This window comes from Mucilaginibacter sp. PPCGB 2223 (assembly GCF_001705515.1).
GTDB lineage: Bacteria > Bacteroidota > Bacteroidia > Sphingobacteriales > Sphingobacteriaceae > Mucilaginibacter.
The window spans coordinates 994,031-1,012,500 of sequence record NZ_MDJS01000001.1 but is presented as its reverse complement, the minus strand read 5'-3'; the positions used below and the strand labels follow the sequence as shown (position 1 = coordinate 1,012,500).

Here is an 18,470-nt window from a genome sequence, read left to right as displayed (position 1 = left end):
CGTTAAATGAAATTATTTATAATCGAACCTAAACCTGCTCAGGTCCGGAAGATGCCTTTTTTTGCGCTGCAACTCGTACTGGTAAATGGTTTGACCCAGGTTCTTCATAAAAGGCAGGCAAACAGTAGTGTACTCATACTTATTATCATTCAGGATACCGTCTTCGTTTGATTGTACCACGGCGGTGAGCATAAACTCCACCTTGTTTTTAAAATCGACGATGTAAGCATTATCGATATCGTAACCGTACGAGTCGCCTATTTTATTGAAAATGCGAACATCGGGGTTGATCACTGCGGAGGTATCGGAGCCGTAAAACAGGTACTTGCAAAATGCGGGGTAGTACTCTGGTCGCGGGTAGGATGGGTGATCACTTTCCGTCGGGAACATGCTCATGTATTTATACACAAAGCTGTAGTCGTCGTCGGTTAAATTAAAACGCTGTTCTTTCGGGAATGATTTGGGAAAGATCAACCTGCGCAGCACCATTTGCTGATCAGCAATAGGGTAAACGTTTTTATCTTCAAAACTAAACTGTCCCATCACCAGTTTATCGTGGCTATCCATATAGCCTTTGCCCTGCAACATATTTTCGAGGTGCATGGGGTATTCGTTCGGGTCGAAAGCGGCGGGTTTGAGGTAAATAGTTTTGTCTCCGTCGTAAAAACGGATAGGGTTGGTGTGTTTTGTTGATTCGCCGGCATCGCCAATGGCCAGCCGGCCGATAATGCGGGTATTATTGAGATTGTACTTTTTAAGCTTGGTGTTGATCTCGGCACGATCGTTAAACTCATACAGGCGGTTATAGGCATCATTATCACTGGTGAGTAATATTTTTTTAATGTAGTTTTCGATACTGGGCAGGCCGTCTGCCGAAGAAGCATCTTTGGTTACCCGTGTCTGGCCTTTAAATGCTGTATCAGTTTCCATGTGTGTTTTACGTGTAAGCCCTGCAATTTTAAGTTCGTTCAGTTTTTCGAGTGCGAAGATGGCCGTAGGCAATTTAACCGTGCTGGCGGGATAAAAATAATGGTTGGCGTTGAGCCGGTAACTGTATTGTTTAAAATGCGGCTGGTTGTTGGCATCACGGTCAATCTGCGTATACAGTATCTGCACTTCGTTATGGGTGGGGTGTTTTAATATGCCCGCAAACAGCTCCGGGTGGCTTTCTAATAGTTTTTTAAGAAAAACTGTATCGGTTTTTTGAGCTGCCGCGTATAGTGACATAAGCATTGTAAGTAAAGTGCAATAAAATTTCATAGGGGTAAATATAGCCGATTTTGTATTGCGGATAATAAATGTTGTATTACATTTGCAACGCTTTCGGTTTCTTTACGAACGAGATCGTAATGGATTAAAAGGGAATCCGGTGTAAGTCCGGAACTGTCCCGCAGCTGTAAGTCCGGCTTAACCTGCAAGGGTTAAGCTTAGTTGAATTCACATGGTCACTGTTGAAAAATGGGAAGGCCTCAACAAAAAGGATAAGTCAGAATACCTGCCATAAGCATTATAATATTCATAGCTTTCGGGGATAGAAGCTTGGATGAGATAGCACCTCGCGTGCCTTTCCCATTCCTTATTCTTCATTTCTGTTTGCTGTGGGCTAAACCCTCACAACAACATGAAAAAAAACTATTTAGCAGTTGCTGCAAGCCTGGGGCTTGTACAACTTGGGCTGCAGGTAAACACAGCCCACGCGCAAAGCGCAAAATCAGCAGACACCAGTAAAAGCTTAAACGAAGTAGTAGTTACCGCTACCCGTTCTCCAAAAAAACTGGCCGATATCGGCAGGGTAGTTACAGTTATCGGCCCTGAAGAGATCAGGCAATCGCAGGGGAAAACAGTGCCACAATTGTTAAACAGCGTTGCCGGCATCACCTTTTCGGGTGCGCAAAACAACATGGGTATCAGCTCGTCCCTGTATGTTCGCGGAGCCTCGGTTGGCAATACGCTGATCCTGATCGACGGTTTCCCGGTGAATAATGCCGGTTCTATCGACGGCAGCTATGATCTGAATGCTTTTTCGGTAGATCAGATCGAACGTATCGAAATACTGAAAGGTAGTGGTTCAACATTGTACGGCTCTGATGCTGTTGCCGGTGTGATCAACATCATTACCAAACATCCTAAAACACCAGGCTTAAAAGCCGACGTGCAATTGAGTGGGGGTAGCTATAACACGTTTAAAGAGAGCGCGGGCTTATCCGGCAAATTAAATAAAACGGGGATCGCTTTAAATGTATCTAATGTCGATTCAAAGGGGTTCCCGGCGGCAACCGATACCACAGGTAAGGCCGGCTTTAAAAATGATGGCTACCATCAGCGGGCTGTTAGTTTGAATCTGGATCAGCAATTAAGCGATAAATTAACGCTGAACGGCAACTTTCAAACCAGTTATAATTATGGCGACCTGCCCGACGGCGCCTTTACGGATGATCCTAACTACACTTATCACAACACGTTTTTGTTTGGCGGTATAGGCGCTAAATACCTGTTGCCAAAAGGTGCGTTGCAGTTAAATGTGAGCCAGAACACAGTTTGGAATAAGTTTTTAGAATCTCCTTCGGCGGCTAATTTCAATACCAGCTACGAGGGTAAGAACATCGGCCGCATAACTAATGCTGAGCTGATTTATAACCAAACCCTGAACCAAAACTTTGATATTACCAGCGGCGCCGGGTTTAAATACAGTAATACGAGCCAGTTTAGCCATTATAGCCAACCAGGTTATGATCCAGGGCCAAATGTCAGCGGTCCCGATAATAATATAACCAGTGTGTTTAGTTCACTGTTTTTTAAATCTGATATCTTCCACATGGAGTTAGGGGGACGTTACAATAACCACAGTAAATATGGAGGTAACTTTACTTATACCATTAATCCATCGGTTATCATAGCCGATCGGTTTAAGATATTTGGCACTGCCGCTTCTGCCTTTAAAGCTCCATCTCTGTACCAGTTGGCATCGCAGTACGGCAACAATGACCTCAAGCCCGAAACCACAACTTCGTACGAGGCCGGTTTTGACTGGAGCATTACCAACACCTTATCATTCAACACGGTTTTCTATAAACGTAAAACAACCGATGTAATTTATTTTTATACAAACCCGTCAACCTTTAAATCCTATTACCAAAATGGTAACCTGGAAGATGACAAAGGCTTTGAAAGTGAGTTGAATTACCATATCGAAGGGTTAACGGCTTCGGCATATGCCGCCTACGTAACCGGTACACAAACAGATACCAAAGGGGTTGATACACATAACCTGTTGCGCCGCCCAAGGAATACCTATGGCGCAAGTATAGCTTACGATGTGACCAAAGTATTTGAGGTTGGTGTAAATTACAAATACACCGGCGAGAGAAGCGATACGCATTTTTTAAATGTAGCGCCGTATTCGCGTGTTGAAGGTTTGGCGCCTTATAGCCTTGTAGACCTGCACGTACAGGCGAAGGCTACGAAGAAGTTGAGCCTTTATGTTGACCTGAATAACCTGTTCGACGCCAAATACATCGATTGGATAGGCTATAATACCCGTGGCTTTAATGCATATGGTGGTTTAAAATACCAGATCAATTAAGGCACTATCCGGGTTTTATTTTGTAATTTAGTTTAAGTATTTTTGCAATAAGAATAAAAAGAATTATGTCGACACAGCAAAAAATTAATATCCGTAACGGTGTACTCGTTTTAATGATCGTGGTTGCCACTTCGGTACGTATGCTCAACCCGGGCAATATTGTTACCTGGGCTAACTTTACACCGGTTGGCGCTGTGGCATTATTTGGAGGAGCCTATTTTTCGGATAAATGGAAAGCCTACCTGGTGCCTTTGGTTGTACTGCTGATAAGCGACCTGGTGATCAATTATACTAAGTACGATAAAGTGGGTTTGTATAATGGCGCCTGGATAGTTTACCTGAGCTTTGCAGTGATGGTATTTATCGGTACACTGATCAAAAAGGTGAGTGCTTTAAAAGTAATTCTGGCATCTGTAACTGCGGTAGTAATACACTGGCTGCTTACCGACATGACATTCGGCAGCACTTTTTACGGCCCCGGTTTAACTGGTTATTTTCAATCGCTCACAGCAGCTATCCCGTTCGAAGCTAAGATGATCTGGGGTACTTTGCTTTTCTCGGCCCTGTTATTCGGAGGTTTTGAAGCAGCCAAAACAAAATATGCCGTTTTACAGGTGCAGCCTCAAGTAGCATAATTTAATCTGAATTTGATAATTGGAGCGCCCTGTAAAACCAGGGCGCTTTTTTTGTACCTATGTTTATCACGATGAAACAGAAACTGGTAGTATTGACCGGCGCCGGTATCAGCGCCGAAAGCGGATTGAAAACCTTCCGCGACAGCGACGGCCTTTGGGAAGGTTACGATATCAATGATGTAGCAACGCCCGAAGCCTGGGAGCGCAACCCGGCCCTGGTGCAGGAGTTTTATAATATGCGCCGTAAACAGGTGCTGGAGGCTGAACCTAATGCCGCGCATTATGCCCTGGCAAAACTGGAAGAAAAATATGATGTAACGATTGTTACCCAGAATATCGACGATCTGCACGAAAGGGCAGGATCGACCAATGTGGTACATCTGCATGGTATTATCACCCGGTCGCAGTCGAGTAAAAATCCAAGGCTAACTTACCCCATTAAAGGCTGGGAATTGCGAATGGGCGAGCTTTGCCGTTTAGGATCGCAGTTGCGCCCGCACGTGGTTTGGTTTGGCGAAATGGTACCGATGATAGAGCCTGCTGCCAAAATATGCAGCCAGGCTGAGGTGTTTATTTTGGTAGGATCATCGCTGGCAGTATACCCGGCATCGGGATTGATCAATTACGTGCCCGGCAATGTGCCCAGATATATTGTCGACCCAAAGATACCGGCGGTTTACGGCGTGCCGGATCTGATCAAAATAGAGGAAAAAGCGACCATTGGTTTACCCGTCCTGGTTGACGAGTTAATGAAATAATTGGTAATTTAGTATTGTTATCACAAAAGCATTTGCAAAACGTTATCTACCTGATGAAGTACCGGAATTTTATACTCTTATTCTTGCTTTCGACCATTGGCCTGGCTGCACCTGCCCAAACCAGAACGGTTACGCCGATCACTTACCAGCAACTCGAAAAGCGGATAAGCAACAAGGACACCGTTTATATAGTTAACTTTTGGGCTACCTGGTGCGCACCATGTGTTGCCGAACTCCCCAATTTTGAAAAACTACAACAAACCTATAAAGGTCAGCCGGTAAAAGTGTTGCTGTTGAGTATGGATTTTAAATCGAAACTTAACGAGGTTAAAACATTTGCCAGTAAGAGGAAATTGATCAGCGAAGTGTACCTTGCAGATAAGCCAAGCGAGCAGGTTTTTATTGACCAGGTAGACAAAAACTGGAGTGGCGCATTGCCTGGAACGATGATTGTGAATGCACAAAAAGGTATCCGTAAGTTTTATGAAAAAGAGTTTACTTATGATGAACTGAATAAATTATATCAAACCAATAAATAATTAAACGCCATGAAACCATCATAAACTACTACAAAAAGCAAATTGTTTATGATAGCTTCATAACCATTAAAAAAAAATAAAATCATGAAAAAATTATTTGCCTTGTTAACTGTGGCCGTAATTGGCCTCACAGCCTTTAAAGCCGATAATGGCGGTTATAAAGTTGGCGATGTTGCTGCCGATTTTAAATTGAAGAATGTAGACGGTAAAATGGTCTCGCTGGCTAATTATAAAGCCGCAAAAGGTTTTATCGTTGTATTTACCTGTAACCATTGCCCTTATGCCAAGGCTTACGAAAGCCGCATTATGGATCTCGACAAAAAATATGCCGCCAAAGGCTACCCGGTGATAGCGATCAGCCCGAACGACCCTGTAAGCGAGCCACAGGATTCGTTCGATAATATGAAGAAACGCGCCTCCGAAAAGGGTTATACTTTTCCGTATACCATAGATGAAACCCAGGATGTAACCCGCGAATACGGCGCAAAAGCTACACCGCATGTTTTCGTCTTACAAAAAACAGATAAGGGCAATGTGGTAAAATATATCGGCGCCATTGACGACGATACCGAGAACAGCAACCCTAACCACACCCGCTATGTGGAAAATGCTGTAGATGCGTTATTGACCGGGAAAAGTGTAGCAACGACCAGCACAAAAGCCATAGGCTGCTCTATCAAATGGAAGAAGGGAGCCTGATTTAGTGTGCAGACGTGCAAATTATAGCATATAAAAAAATCCCGGTTGATCATCCAGCCGGGATTTTTTTATGGAGATGCTGCGATTATTTCGCTTCTGTAATACTGCTTACATCAATCGAGTCGTCGGTTACGGTACCTTCTACAGTAACTTTTTTACCGGCAAATTTGATCACCTTTTTTTGATTGGCAATACTGTAAACTTTATCGCCTACAACCAGGACAGCTGCCGCCCCGCCTTTGATACATTTTGCAGCGCAGGCAGCATGATCGGCACTATTGGCTTTACCCTTAGCTGCACACATGGCATCGCCGATGTAGCCGGTTAATGTTGTTTTTTCTACCTTAAAAGCAAAAGTAGTGCTCATGGCTGCGGCCATCATCAGTAATAAAAAAAGTTTTTTCATGGCTAATTGGTTTAATGTTTTGATTATCAAATATAACTAAAAAGATATTTAAAAATCAAATGGCTATGATTTACATCTTGTGCTTGTTCTTACTTACTCTTTCGCTGCTTTAGGGTAGTACCTTTTTGCACTTGCACGAACGATGAGCATCTGAAACATGACGATGTAAACAACATACTGTACCATATTTAGCAAGTTTACGGCCACTATCGCAAGCACAGCAAAGGGCGTTAATATTAAATTTAACCGGTGTGCTTTCCATTTGAGCGTAGTTTCGATAGTTGACGGCGAAAAACATAGTTTTTGTTTATGTTTTACGATGTATTGAATAATTAAAGTTTGTGCGAATATACCCGTCAATATAACGCCGATATAAACATCAAGTGCCCATAGGTTGTGTGGCGATATAGTGCCCGCGATAATAGAAACAGCAAATGGAAAAAGCGAAATAGCAAATAGGAAGAACAGGTTACGCGCTATCATAGGCGTATCATAGTCTTTTAAAACCTTAAAAATTTTGAGGTGGCGCACCCAAAATACACTTACCAAAAAGAAACTTAAGGCATAAGCGCCAAGGCGGGGCCCGAGGTCTATAAAAGCCTGAGCTATCTTCTCGGCCGTGGCATGGCGCAAATCTTCCGGGATTCTTATCTCAAGCACCATGATGGTGATGATAATGGCAAATACAGCATCGCTGAACAGGATGACCCGCTCTAATTCAAATTCCCGTTTTAATTCTTTTTCTTCCATTGGATAAATACCTTATTTGTACTAAATTACATTTTTAATAGTTAACCCGACCATGCTCCGACTTTCGTTTTTTTGCACATTATTGTCGCTGTCCATATTTTGCAGTGCCCAAAAACTTTCAAAAACAGATGTTGCCCGCTGCCAGGGAGAGGCCGGGCGGGTAACCATCATCCGCGATAACTGGGGCGTACCGCATATTTATGCCAAAACAGATGCCGATGTGGTTTTCGGTTTGCTTTACAGCGAATGTGAAGACAACTTTAAAGGCGTAGAACGCAACTACCTTAACGTGTTAGGCCGTACTGCCGAGGCCGACGGGGAGAAAGCGGTATATACCGACTTGCTTATGCGCCTTGCCGAAGACAGTACCGATGCCATTAAAGACTATAAACGTTGTGCCCCCGCCTTTAAAAAATTGCTCGATGCTTTTGCCGATGGCATTAACTATTACCTGTATAAACATCCCGAAGTTAAGCCTGCCGTTTTAACCCGCTTTAAACCCTGGTATGCTTTAATGTTTACCGACGGTAGCGTAGGTGCGACGATAACTGGCGGGGCTACCGTTGAGGACGTACGCAGGTTCTACGGTAATGATGAACCACAATTGGGCTATGACTACAAAATAAACGACGAGCTGATCGAAACCGGCTCGAACGGTTTTGCCATTTCTCCATCAAAAACGGCCAGTGGTAACGCCATGTTGTATATCAACCCGCATGTACCGTTCTATTTCCGCTCGGAAGTGGAACTGGTGAGCCAGGAAGGCCTGCATGCTTATGGCGCCGTTACCTGGGGGCAGTTTTTTGTTTACCAGGGCTTTAACCGGCATTGCGGCTGGATGCACACAACAAGCAACGCCGATGTTGCAGACCTGTACGCTGAGAAGATAAGCCATACCGGTAACAGGTTATTTTACGAGTACGAGCATAAGCAATTGCCCGTCCGTCCGCAAAAGGCAGTTGTTAAGTTTAAATCGGATAACGGTATCACAGCTAAAAGTTTTACCATTTACTTTACGCATCACGGCCCGGTAATGGGCAGCCGCGATGGCAAATGGTTAAGTTTGCGGGCCAACAACCGTTCGCTGGATGCCTTACTCGAATCGTGGCAGATCACTAAAGCTAACACCTTTGAAGAATATAAGAAGGCCATGGGCCTCCTTTCCAACGCAACCAACAATACAGTTTATGCCGACGACAAAGGCAATACGGCATTTTGGTATGGGAACTATGTGCCTAAACGCGATCCGAAAATCGATTGGACACTGCCCGTTGACGGTACCGTTGCCGCTACCGAGTGGCTGGGTGTGCACCCTTTAAACGAGATCGTGCACGTTTACAATCCACAATCGGGTTTTATACAAAATTGCAACGCCACGCCCTATGCTTCGGCAGGCGCAAGCAGTCCCGATAAGGCAAAATACCCGGTTTATATGGCGCCCGATGGGCAGAATTACCGTGGTGTTAACGCCATAAAATTATTGAGCGATGCCCGCGGCCTTACCCTTGATGCCTTGATTGCCAAAGGTTACGACCATTACCTGGCCGCTTTCGATGATCTGCTGCCGCCGTTGTTTAAAGCCTACGACCAAAGCGGCGATTCGGTAAAACAGGCCCTTGCCGACCCCATTAAATTATTAAAAGATTGGGACAAACATTCATCCGTAAACTCTGTCGCTACAACTGTTGCTACACAGTGGGGTATGCTGATGCTCGACAAAATGCCCAGGCCCAAAACGGTCGAGGAAGGTACATTCGCAACAACCCGCATCTCAGCTTTTGCCGCTTACCTGGATGGGAAAACACAGATAGGCTACTTGCTGTATGTGGTCAATAATCTGCAAAAAACTTATGGTACCTGGAAAGTGCCTTTAGGCGAAATTAACCGTTACCAGCGCCCCGACGACGGCAAAACGTTTGACGATAGCCGGCCGAGTTTGCCGGTAGGGCAGGTGTCGTCGGCATTCGGTCAATTGCCCTCGTTTGTAAGCAGGCAAATGGGTACCCAAAAGCGTTATGGCTATTCGGGCAATAGTTTTATTGCTACTGTCGAGTTCGGTAAGCGCATCAAAGCCAAAAGCATCATTACCGGCGGCCAATCGTTCGATCCCAATTCTAAACACTTTACCGATCAGGCGCAGATGTATATCGACGGCCGGTTTAAGGATGTGCTGTTTTACAAAGAGGATGTTTTAAAACATGCTGAGCGGACTTACCACCCGGGCGAGTAGTTAAAACCGCAGGCCCATGCTAAATTGATGGTCCACATATCCGTTTGCAGGTTTTGATTATCTGGGTAAAAGGTAACTTTATTGATACAGATACATTAAAATGATATCTAAATTAGAGTAAATAACGAACCCCATGAATAGATGTGTAATTCTCTTAATGTTATTGTTAAGCATTAGCAAATTAACGATGGCGCAAGACTTTATGAAAGATTACAAGGCATATTTGATGAAAAATAGGCATTTAAAAGATACCAGCGCAAAAATGTATATTGACTCCTCTATATCGCGTTTGAGTAGAACTTTGAAGCAATTTGAAGTTGAAAAAAAACGCAAATTTTTAGCTGATACTATATACATGATTAAAATGTATGGAATGGAAAGCGGAGAGCCTTCGTTAATTATCTGGGATGTTAATGGGAGTTGTTATTATCACTATTCTTCGTCATTAGAGAATTGGAAAGTAGTTAACAAAAAACTCAAGATAATTACAGATGCAAGCAATATGATAAAAAGTATAGACCCGGAATTTAAATCTATAGTAATGGCCGGGGATATTGAAGCTTTAAAAAAATATGACAGCCGTCATCAAGTGTTGGATGGTGAGGGTATAACATTTACCAGAGCTATAAGAAGAAAACAAAAATGGATTTTCACCAGCGGCGGATCAAAAAGCGGGATGTATATTTATAACTCATTTGACAAGCAATAATGAAGTGCTTTAGTCCCTCGTCACCAACACCCAGTCAACCAGGTAATCAGCCTTTCCGGCTTTGATCTTATCCACGGTACTTTGCGGCAAGCCAGGGTAGGGCGACTGTACCTTATTTACGCCCTGCGGGTAACCGCCGCCTAAAGCATAGTTAAGGATAATGAACTTAGGGTTATCGTAAGCCCAGCGCCCGTATTTCTCAACCATTTCGCGGGTTACGGTATAGGTTACTGTACCGTCAACGCAGAAGATGAGGCTGTCTTTAGTCCAGTTTACCGAATAGATATGCCATTGTGTAACATCGATCCCTTTAGGGAAAAAGGAGCGGTGGGCGAGAGGCGTATTGCCAAAGTATCCCGGCCCGTGCAGGGCATGGCTTACCCACGATGAATCGCCTACGTTTTCCATCATATCTATCTCGCCGCAATCGGGCCACTTGCCTTCGCCTAAGGCCCAGAAAGCAGGCCATAAGCCAGCGCCCGCTGCCATTTTGATGCGCGCCGAAGCGGTACCGTAGGTAAATTCAAACTTTTGACGGGTGTTGATCCTGCCCGAAATAAAATCATATTTTCGGCCGCCTTTAATGGTAAACCCCTGTTGATAGATCGGCTTGATATCCAGCAACCCGTTTTTAAAAATCAACGTGGCCGTCGAATCTACATAAGCCTGCTGTTCGTTGTTTACCGTATGTGCGTTAACACCGGTAACCTCAACGTTCCATTTGGCGCGGTTTAGGGTAGGGTTGTCGAAGCTTTCGTAGAATAGGGTATCGGGCTTGTGTTGGGCGAATACAGGTGAAGTTGCCCAGGTAAATAAAATAAGTAGATAAAATGCCCTCATATCACATTCGAAGATAAGATTTGGTAACTATTTTGAAATGCAAGTTTCACAAAATTGACGTCCCAACGGTGTTAATATTAGGAATTGTTTTTCAGCTGTTATTTCGATATCAATGTCCTTTTTCAAACCGTTATACAGTGTTTCATATGTTGGTAGTTTTTCTATTAACTCGTATTCTGCGGAGTCCTTTAATAAAAGGTCTTCTGGAGTAGAGATTAATCCAAGACGATCCAGGTTATTTATTAGGTTTAATCCACCTAACTTTAATGGCTTTTCATACTCTATTTCATATGTAGATAAGAAATAATCTATGCGAAGTTTTGTGCCAGTACTCTTTCGCTTCCCGTATAAAAATATGCATGCGAAATACTGTTTTCGATAAATGTAATTTAAGATTTTTGCATCATCAGAAGACAGATTTTTAATGATTTCAACAAAACCGGGATGTGCATTCTCTGTAGTTTCAGAATTAATTGAAGTAGCTATTAATTGAGCATAAAGTTCTCGTAAATCTGCTTCATTAGCTAAAAATTTAATTGCTTCGATTGATGGCCCCACGATTGACGCAGGAGGAGTAATAATGTTTTCTGGTAGAACATCACTCAACTTCTCGGATAATGTTTGAGTTAAATAATCAGAAACTTTGTCATAACCCCACACAACTGCAGCAACAGGAGCAAGGGCAACATTGATAAGTCCGGCAATAGTGCCTAATGCTTTACCTACTTGTTTAGCTGCTGGTTGCACGATGTCCGGATATAATGGAGGAATTTGCCCTCCCAATCCTTTTGCGGCACCTTCGGCAGCGGCTTGAATTATTTCTTTTTCATCCATAAATAAAGATAATATTATTTATTAGATAAAATCTTGTAATACTATGCAATCCTCAGCTTCGCAAACTTCAGCAACAACTGCTTTTGCCCAACCTCTTTAAAAAATATGGTCGCTTTAATATCCGGTTTATTGCCCTCAAGTGTTAATACTTTACCAAAACCAAAGCGTTCGTGCTCCACTTCCATACCTACCTGCAAATTGCTGGTATCGCTTGGCGCAAAGCCCGCTGTTGGTACGTGTGCTTTGGCCAGTATGGATGTAGTTTTAACTTTAGCCGCCATTGGTTGCGATGCCGGTTTAGGCTTACTGAACGTATCGCGGTTACTACTCCAGGCTGTACGCTCATCGTCAAAGAAGGGGTTGTTGCCGGGTTGTGGCTTGGCTGTAAAATCGAGCTCGAGGTATTGCGGGTCTATCTCATCCAAAAAACGGCTCGGCTCGCAGTTGATGAGCGTGCCGAATTTAAAGCGCGAGGTAGCGTAGCTGATGGTGAGTTTACTTTCGGCACGGGTAACGGCTACGTAGAACAGGCGGCGCTCTTCTTCCAAGTCGCTGCGCGAGTTGAGCGACATTTGCGATGGGAACAGATTCTCTTCCAGGCCCACCACATGCACTTGCGGAAACTCCAGACCTTTACTCGAGTGGATAGTCATCAGCGATACGGTATCGGCATCCTTGTCTTTATCCTTATCGTCGTTGGTGAGCAAGGCCACATCCTGCATAAACACATCAAGACCTTTTTCTTCGATATCCTCGCGCTCGCTAAACTCTTTGATACCGTTCAGCAGCTCCTGGATGTTTTCGTAGCGGTTTAAACCCTCAACTGATTTATCCTCGTATAAGTCTTTCAGAATACCGCAATGCTGCGCGATGTGCAGGGCAGCATCGTAAGCATTCGAGTTTTGCGCTATCACCTGGAAGCTCTGGATCATGGTTACGAAAGGGTAGATCACCGAGTTAATGCGCCCGTCGAGGTACATCTGCCCGTTGGCCATAATATCCCAGGCCGATTTGCCTTGCTCGCCTGCTATTACAATAATCCGATCGACAGTTGTATCGCCGATACCCCGTTTAGGGTAATTGATCACCCGCTTCAATGCTTCTTCATCTGCCGGGTTAAACGTGAGGCGGAAGTAGGCTATTAAATCCTTGATCTCTTTACGTTGATAAAACGAGAGCCCCCCATATATTTTGTACGGGATATTGAGTTTGCGCAAGGCTTCTTCCATCGAGCGCGATTGCGCGTTGGTACGATACAAAATGGCAAAATCGTTCCATTTTAACCCTTTATTCCCACGTTCCTGGAAAATGGCTTCGGCCGTCATCTTACCTTCCTCGTTATCGCTGAAAGCCCGTAGTATTTTTATTTTATCGCCATGTTCCTTCTCGCTAAAAACATTCTTTTTCAGTTGCTCCTTATTATTGGAGATGATACTGTTGGCAACGTTTACGATGTTCTGCGTCGAGCGGTAATTCTGCTCCAGTTTGAACACTTTCAGATCAGGGTAATCCTTCTCAAAGTTTAAAATGTTCTGGATGTTGGCCCCGCGGAAAGCGTAGATACTTTGCGCATCATCGCCCACTACGCAAATGTTTTCGTTGATGGCGGCGAGTTTTTTTACAATGAGATATTGCGAAAAGTTGGTATCCTGGTACTCGTCCACCATCACGTACTTAAACTTGTTCTGGTATTTGTACAGCACATCGGCATGATCGCGGAACAGTTCGTTGGTTTTGTACAGCAGGTCGTCAAAATCCATAGCGCCGGCACGGAAGCAGCGGTTTACATAAGCCTGGTATATTTCGCCCAGTTTGCCACGCCCGCTGCTAAAATCGTCGGCAGAGATAGCAGGATCATTCTGGTATTTTTGCCACGATATCAAACTGTTTTTGCAGGCCGAAATACGGTTGAGCACAAAATTTACATTGTACAGCTTGTCATCGAGGCTCATTTCTTTAATGATGGCCCGCAGCACGCTCTTGCTGTCGTCGGTATCGTAAATGGTAAAGTTGCTGGGGTAGCCTATCTTATCGGCTTCAACACGCAGTATCTTGGCAAATACCGAGTGAAAGGTGCCCATCCAGATGTTTTTAGCTTCGGCGCCTGCGGCATGCATAATACGCTCGCGCATTTCGCGCGCGGCTTTATTAGTAAAGGTAAGCACCAGTATGTTAAACGAGTCGACACCCTTTTGTATCAGGTGCGCTACCCGGTAAGTAATAACCCGTGTTTTGCCCGAACCTGCACCGGCAATGATCATTACCGGCCCTTCGGTTTGTAGTACTGCCGCCTGCTGCGATGGGTTTAATCCTTTTAAATAATCCAAAATCTGTTCCTCTTTTCTGTGAGCAACGAAATTAAGGGTTTGCAGGCAAAGGGCATAGTGCCAAGGGCATAGAGTGCTGCGTTTTGACGGATTGTGGAAAAGTTTTGCTGTTGCTTGGATGTTGTAATGTTGAAGAAGTACATTTCGGTTTTGTGCTTTTAACTTTTAGGGGCATTGCCTGCGGCCGGGCTTTTCGCTCATACTACACGGGCATTAGTCACAAGGCCGGTATCCGCTACAATCCCTAATGCGGATTTACGTTAACTTATTTTTCCAGATATGGTGCAATATCCACCCGAACGGCCCTATCCATATCAGGTCATTAAAAACATTTACCCAAAGGAAACTTGCCGGTATGGCACCGACAGTAACATAGCAAGCCGCACCGATAGGGCCAAGCACCTTACCGATCAATCCGACCAAAATCAGCGGCCAGTAACGTACCGGATCGCGCGAGCAAAAATAGTAAGCCACACCATAAACACCCACCAGCATGCCAATGCACCGAATCAATATCAAGATGTAAGGCGTAGGGGCATTGCCGAATAAGATCAATTGAGGGTGTATAGAAATTACCGCTCCCCAAAACAGGTTGTATATCGCAGCTGCGAGCATAATCCATTTAGACCACCTTGAAAAATTGCCTTTCATAAATGGGTATTACTAATCAACAAATGAACCAATAAACTATAACCGGCTAAACCAGCCCTTTTTCCAGAAAAACAGTATCTGTGCAACCGTAATGGTGATCATGCCTATCCAGCAATACAGGTAGCCGTTGGGCGAGGTAAGCTCGGGCATATTGCCGGGCAGCACCTTGTTCGTCACCGGGTCGACATGCTGAAAGTTCATGCCATAAACGCCGACGATGAAGGTTATCGGCATAAAGATTACCGATATCAGCGTCAGCACTTTCATGATCTCGTTCATCCGGTTGCTTATTATCGACAGGTATACATCGATGATGCTCGAGGTGATCTCCTGGTAGCTTTCGATCATGTCGATGATCTGGATACAGTGGTCGTAAGCATCGCGCAGGAAAACTTTTACCTCTTCGCTGATGAGCGGGTTATCATCGCGTATCATGGAGTTGATCTTATCACGCTCGGGCCAGGTGGCACGGCGCAGTACAATGAGCGAACGTTTTACCCGCTGTGCCTCATACATAATGCTTTTATCGGGGTTATCGTACAATTGCTCCTCTATATCTTCCAGTAAATCGCCCAGGTTATTGAGCAAGCTGAAGTAGATATCGAAAATCGTGTCCATCATGGCGTAGCACAGGTAAGCCGGCCCTGCTATGCGTATTAAACCCTTGCCTGCGTGCAGGCGTTTGGCTACGGCTTCAAAAACATTGTTGTAATCTTCCTGGAAACTGATGATCAGGTCATCTTTTACGATGAACGAAACCTGGTAGTTGGTTACTACATTGTCTTTGTAATTGATCAAACGGCTGGTGGCGAAGAAAAAGCTGCTGTAATCGTCGATCTTAGGCCGTTGGTGGGTATTGACGATATCTTCGAGCACCAGGGGGTTAATACCAAAGTGCTTGCCAATCTCCTCGATCATGTGCTTGTCGCCCAAACCGTTGATCTGCAGCCAGTGTGTATGCGTTTTGCAGGCTTTGAGCTGCTTTAATACATCGTCAAAGTCGTCGCCGCCGCTTTCCTGCACTTCATCTTTATTGTACGAATAGAGCTTTACAACCGGTTTGAGCGAGTCGTCATCGATGTGGATCATGCCCGGCGAATCGCCGATGTTGCCATACTTGCGGTGTTGTTTTATTTTTAAGCGGTTAACCTTTTTTGCCATACTGTCAAATGTATCGTTTTTGTCTGAACAGGTGAGATTAAACCATTTTTTTCATTAACAGGTCGGTCTGCCTGTCGTTACCCACCATAAAATAGTGACTGCTGAAAATGCTGAAACCATTACGCTGGTAAAACCGGATAGCATGGCTATTGTTTTCCCAAACGCCGAGCCAAACATATTTGAGCTTTCTGCTGCGTGCGGTATCGAGGGCGAAGTTGAGCAGTTGCTGCCCGATCTGTTTGTTTTGATGGGTGGATGAAACGTACAGGCGTTCAACCTCTGCTGAATCATTGTTCTGGAATTCGGTTTGCGCAGTTGCGAAATTTAATTTGATATAGCCTAAGATATCATCCTTGTTAACAGCCAAATAGAATTCTGAATGCGGATTGGTTAGCTCGCTTTCGAATTTTGCCTTTGTAAACGCAACATCAGTATAAGCCTTAAAATCTTCGGGATTATTTACTGCTTCAAAAGCATCAAAAAAGGTTTGCCTGCTGATGAGAAGCAGCGCATCGAGGTCGGCAAGGGCAACTTTACGGATGGTTATGGTGTACAAAGGATGATTGGTTTTTGCAGCTAAAATAGTAATCCTGAGATGATTTCAATGATTAGTGCAAGCCCAGCCGCTGACAATCGATCAAGCCCACTAACTCTTGCGAAACGTAGTTGATAGTACTGTCGGCATATTTGGTGGAACTAATATAAGGCGTTGCGCCGGCGCCGGCGAACGCGTGGAAAGCTGTATTGAGTTTTCGGTTAGTTGCTACCGAGTCGATGAGATAGCTACCGTATGCCGTTGTTTGGGTATACGGACTTGCTGCGCCCGACTGGTAAGGGATTACAGCATCTTTGGTACCGTGAACCATAATGAGCGGCATATTGATGTTGTTGAGCCAGTTGAGATCCAGTATAGCTCCGCTTAAGCTGATGATGCCTTTAACATGAGACGAATAAGGCAGGGTTGATAAACCCTCAATTCCGTTTAATGCGCTTAGCAGGTCGGGGTTGGCAATCTCGGCAAACTGATCGGACGAATTTAAATAACCCATTTGCAAAGCAACCATGGCCCCTGATGCTTCGCCTGCGATATATATCTGCGCGGTATCGATACGATAGGGGTTACCTTGCTCAACAGCAGTTTGTTTAAAATATCTTACAGCGGCTTTAACATCCTGTACAGCCCGTATCTGTGCGCTTAATACATCGTTGTCGCCATTGTTTCCTATCCCCAAACGGTAATCGATGCTGGCAGCAACATAACCGCGTTTGGCGAACGACTGGCAGAATTTTACCGGCCAGGCACTGTTACGAGCACCCGAAGTGAAACCACCGCCATGACAATAAATAATTAAAGGCCTGCGCGATAGCGTATCGAGGCTGGGCGAGTAGATATCTAATGAAAGGTTTTGATTTTTACCCTGGTAGTCGACTGCCTGGGTGTACAATACTGTTGCCGAGCTTACTGCAAATTGCTCGGTAACAAACCTGTTTGCAGGGCATACGTAAGTTACAGCAGGTACAGCGTTATTTTTGCCGCAACCGGCCATAACGTAAACTATACCTATTAAAAGTAACGAACGTAAAATATTACGCATATTATTCAGGTTGATATTAATACTTTAACGAACTTGCAGGTAAAAGGTTTAATCGGCATAAGCAATATATTATGCATACATAAAATTTTACATTAAGTTGCCCTGCAGAAAGTGTTTGTTAGGCACCAGGGTGATTGAACTTACCCATTAAACAGTTTATATCTTTTAACAGGTTTTCCCTTCCTGATCTTAAAAGCATGGTAAAGCGTTGGGATATCATTCGTCCATGTTTTAATGACAACCAGCATAGCTATAATTTCTAACCGTGATATCACACCAAGGTAAAAGCAGATTCTGAACACCGGTAACGGGCTACTGGTATTGATGATTAATACTAACGTAACGAAAATACTAATGGCCCATGCTTTGGCGGATAAAGCATGGGTGGCTACTTCTTTTTTGAACCTGAGAAAACAAAGCACATAGCATGTGACTTCGAGCAAAACGAGGATAACTACCGGCCAATAGTTCTGCTTATAAAATGCAGGGCAGATGATCACGCTGGAGATAATGATACATATCCAAAATACCATATCAACGTTTGAGTCCATACGCCGCAGTTTGGTTGTGGATATTTTTAAATAACGCGCAATAATGCCGTCCAGAATGTCGCCAGCAAAACCAATAGCGATCAGGACGGTAATAACGCCCTGAAAATATTGAGGTTGAAGCATAGCCAACAGCACAATAATTACCCCGAAAAGTAATCGGGAGCAAATGAGAGCTATGGGGATATTCTTCATTTTTGTTTTA

The 18,470-nt window shown here is 44.2% G+C and carries 18 protein-coding genes and 1 riboswitch; of the genes, 7 read left to right on the top strand and 11 right to left on the bottom strand.

Going from position 1 to position 18,470, the window contains the following annotated elements; genetic code table 11:
• Positions 1-12 precede the first annotated feature (12 nt).
• Positions 13-1,227: a serine hydrolase gene (locus BEL04_RS04230; protein ID WP_254659524.1), complete on the bottom strand. Its 1,215-nt coding sequence runs from the start codon at positions 1,225-1,227 to the stop codon at positions 13-15.
• Between the two features lie 80 nt (positions 1,228-1,307).
• A riboswitch (cobalamin riboswitch) is annotated at positions 1,308-1,518 on the top strand.
• A 103-nt stretch (positions 1,519-1,621) separates the two neighbouring features.
• Here BEL04_RS04230 and BEL04_RS04225 point away from each other — a divergent pair.
• From BEL04_RS04225 to BEL04_RS04205, 5 genes are all read left to right on the top strand, one after another.
• On the top strand, positions 1,622-3,583 hold the full coding sequence (locus BEL04_RS04225) for a TonB-dependent siderophore receptor (protein WP_066000562.1): 1,962 nt from the start codon (positions 1,622-1,624) through the stop codon (positions 3,581-3,583).
• A 65-nt stretch (positions 3,584-3,648) separates the two neighbouring features.
• On the top strand, positions 3,649-4,218 hold the full coding sequence (locus tag BEL04_RS04220; protein ID WP_066000561.1) for a DUF6580 family putative transport protein: 570 nt from the start codon (positions 3,649-3,651) through the stop codon (positions 4,216-4,218).
• 71 nt (positions 4,219-4,289) lie between these two features.
• On the top strand, positions 4,290-4,976 hold the full coding sequence (locus BEL04_RS04215) for an NAD-dependent deacylase (protein ID WP_254659523.1): 687 nt from the start codon (positions 4,290-4,292) through the stop codon (positions 4,974-4,976).
• Positions 4,977-5,029: 53 nt separating this feature from the next.
• The gene (locus BEL04_RS04210; protein ID WP_066000557.1) at positions 5,030-5,515 is read left to right on the top strand and encodes a TlpA family protein disulfide reductase; all 486 of its coding nucleotides are present in this window, start codon (positions 5,030-5,032) and stop codon (positions 5,513-5,515) included.
• A gap of 84 nt (positions 5,516-5,599) precedes the next feature.
• Positions 5,600-6,214 (top strand): thioredoxin family protein, encoded by a 615-nt coding sequence (locus BEL04_RS04205; protein ID WP_066000555.1) that lies wholly within the window; start codon positions 5,600-5,602, stop codon positions 6,212-6,214.
• 85 nt (positions 6,215-6,299) lie between these two features.
• On the opposite strand, the gene BEL04_RS04200 is transcribed toward BEL04_RS04205, so the two are convergent.
• Both BEL04_RS04200 and BEL04_RS04195 read right to left on the bottom strand, forming a co-directional pair.
• The gene (locus BEL04_RS04200; protein WP_139112913.1) at positions 6,300-6,620 is read right to left on the bottom strand and encodes a hypothetical protein; all 321 of its coding nucleotides are present in this window, start codon (positions 6,618-6,620) and stop codon (positions 6,300-6,302) included.
• 93 nt (positions 6,621-6,713) lie between these two features.
• Positions 6,714-7,370, bottom strand: a complete 657-nt coding sequence (locus BEL04_RS04195) for a TMEM175 family protein (RefSeq protein WP_066000552.1) — start codon at positions 7,368-7,370, stop codon at positions 6,714-6,716.
• A gap of 52 nt (positions 7,371-7,422) precedes the next feature.
• Between BEL04_RS04195 and BEL04_RS04190 the strand changes: the two genes are divergently transcribed.
• Positions 7,423-9,600 (top strand): penicillin acylase family protein, encoded by a 2,178-nt coding sequence (locus tag BEL04_RS04190; protein WP_066000551.1) that lies wholly within the window; start codon positions 7,423-7,425, stop codon positions 9,598-9,600.
• Positions 9,601-9,787: 187 nt separating this feature from the next.
• Complete coding sequence (locus BEL04_RS04185) at positions 9,788-10,309, top strand: hypothetical protein (RefSeq protein ID WP_066000550.1); 522 nt, start codon at positions 9,788-9,790, stop codon at positions 10,307-10,309.
• Positions 10,310-10,318: 9 nt separating this feature from the next.
• Here BEL04_RS04185 and BEL04_RS04180 read toward each other — a convergent pair whose 3' ends face one another.
• The 8 genes from BEL04_RS04180 to BEL04_RS04145 all read right to left on the bottom strand — a co-directional run bounded on the left by BEL04_RS04180 (position 10,319) and on the right by BEL04_RS04145 (position 18,460).
• Positions 10,319-11,149 carry a family 16 glycosylhydrolase gene (locus BEL04_RS04180; RefSeq protein WP_066000549.1) on the bottom strand — a complete coding sequence of 277 codons (831 nt, stop codon included), beginning with the start codon at positions 11,147-11,149 and terminating at the stop codon, positions 10,319-10,321.
• 27 nt (positions 11,150-11,176) lie between these two features.
• A complete protein-coding gene (locus BEL04_RS04175; RefSeq protein ID WP_066000548.1) occupies positions 11,177-11,983 on the bottom strand; it encodes a DUF4393 domain-containing protein in 807 nt (268 codons plus the stop codon).
• Positions 11,984-12,024: 41 nt separating this feature from the next.
• The gene (locus BEL04_RS04170; protein WP_066000546.1) at positions 12,025-14,310 is read right to left on the bottom strand and encodes an ATP-dependent helicase; all 2,286 of its coding nucleotides are present in this window, start codon (positions 14,308-14,310) and stop codon (positions 12,025-12,027) included.
• Between the two features lie 255 nt (positions 14,311-14,565).
• A complete protein-coding gene (locus tag BEL04_RS04165) occupies positions 14,566-14,961 on the bottom strand; it encodes a hypothetical protein (RefSeq protein ID WP_217493597.1) in 396 nt (131 codons plus the stop codon).
• 36 nt (positions 14,962-14,997) lie between these two features.
• The gene (corA, locus tag BEL04_RS04160; RefSeq protein WP_066000543.1) at positions 14,998-16,122 is read right to left on the bottom strand and encodes a magnesium/cobalt transporter CorA; all 1,125 of its coding nucleotides are present in this window, start codon (positions 16,120-16,122) and stop codon (positions 14,998-15,000) included.
• Between the two features lie 37 nt (positions 16,123-16,159).
• Positions 16,160-16,678: an N-acetyltransferase gene (locus tag BEL04_RS04155; RefSeq protein ID WP_083227752.1), complete on the bottom strand. Its 519-nt coding sequence runs from the start codon at positions 16,676-16,678 to the stop codon at positions 16,160-16,162.
• A gap of 52 nt (positions 16,679-16,730) precedes the next feature.
• Positions 16,731-17,717: an alpha/beta hydrolase fold domain-containing protein gene (locus tag BEL04_RS04150; protein WP_083227751.1), complete on the bottom strand. Its 987-nt coding sequence runs from the start codon at positions 17,715-17,717 to the stop codon at positions 16,731-16,733.
• Positions 17,718-17,857: 140 nt separating this feature from the next.
• Positions 17,858-18,460 (bottom strand): CDP-alcohol phosphatidyltransferase family protein, encoded by a 603-nt coding sequence (locus tag BEL04_RS04145; RefSeq protein WP_066000541.1) that lies wholly within the window; start codon positions 18,458-18,460, stop codon positions 17,858-17,860.
• Between the last annotated feature and the right edge of the window lie 10 nt (positions 18,461-18,470).

What these genes read in the sequence shown, in the direction of transcription:
- BEL04_RS04215 (WP_254659523.1), top strand. Translation starts at nt 4,290, where the DNA reads ATGAAACAGAAACTGGTAGTATTGACCGGCGCCGGTATCAGCGCCGAA.
- BEL04_RS04185 (WP_066000550.1), top strand. Translation starts at nt 9,788, where the DNA reads ATGGCGCAAGACTTTATGAAAGATTACAAGGCATATTTGATGAAAAAT.
- BEL04_RS04145 (WP_066000541.1), bottom strand. Translation starts at nt 18,460, where the DNA reads ATGAAGAATATCCCCATAGCTCTCATTTGCTCCCGATTACTTTTCGGG.
- BEL04_RS04230 (WP_254659524.1), bottom strand. Translation starts at nt 1,227, where the DNA reads ATGTCACTATACGCGGCAGCTCAAAAAACCGATACAGTTTTTCTTAAA.
- BEL04_RS04205 (WP_066000555.1), top strand. Translation starts at nt 5,600, where the DNA reads ATGAAAAAATTATTTGCCTTGTTAACTGTGGCCGTAATTGGCCTCACA.
- BEL04_RS04195 (WP_066000552.1), bottom strand. Translation starts at nt 7,370, where the DNA reads ATGGAAGAAAAAGAATTAAAACGGGAATTTGAATTAGAGCGGGTCATC.
- BEL04_RS04165 (WP_217493597.1), bottom strand. Translation starts at nt 14,961, where the DNA reads ATGAAAGGCAATTTTTCAAGGTGGTCTAAATGGATTATGCTCGCAGCT.
- BEL04_RS04190 (WP_066000551.1), top strand. Translation starts at nt 7,423, where the DNA reads ATGCTCCGACTTTCGTTTTTTTGCACATTATTGTCGCTGTCCATATTT.
- BEL04_RS04150 (WP_083227751.1), bottom strand. Translation starts at nt 17,717, where the DNA reads ATGCGTAATATTTTACGTTCGTTACTTTTAATAGGTATAGTTTACGTT.
- BEL04_RS04180 (WP_066000549.1), bottom strand. Translation starts at nt 11,149, where the DNA reads ATGAGGGCATTTTATCTACTTATTTTATTTACCTGGGCAACTTCACCT.
- BEL04_RS04200 (WP_139112913.1), bottom strand. Translation starts at nt 6,620, where the DNA reads ATGAAAAAACTTTTTTTATTACTGATGATGGCCGCAGCCATGAGCACT.
- BEL04_RS04175 (WP_066000548.1), bottom strand. Translation starts at nt 11,983, where the DNA reads ATGGATGAAAAAGAAATAATTCAAGCCGCTGCCGAAGGTGCCGCAAAA.
- BEL04_RS04220 (WP_066000561.1), top strand. Translation starts at nt 3,649, where the DNA reads ATGTCGACACAGCAAAAAATTAATATCCGTAACGGTGTACTCGTTTTA.
- BEL04_RS04225 (WP_066000562.1), top strand. Translation starts at nt 1,622, where the DNA reads ATGAAAAAAAACTATTTAGCAGTTGCTGCAAGCCTGGGGCTTGTACAA.
- BEL04_RS04210 (WP_066000557.1), top strand. Translation starts at nt 5,030, where the DNA reads ATGAAGTACCGGAATTTTATACTCTTATTCTTGCTTTCGACCATTGGC.
- corA (WP_066000543.1), bottom strand. Translation starts at nt 16,122, where the DNA reads ATGGCAAAAAAGGTTAACCGCTTAAAAATAAAACAACACCGCAAGTAT.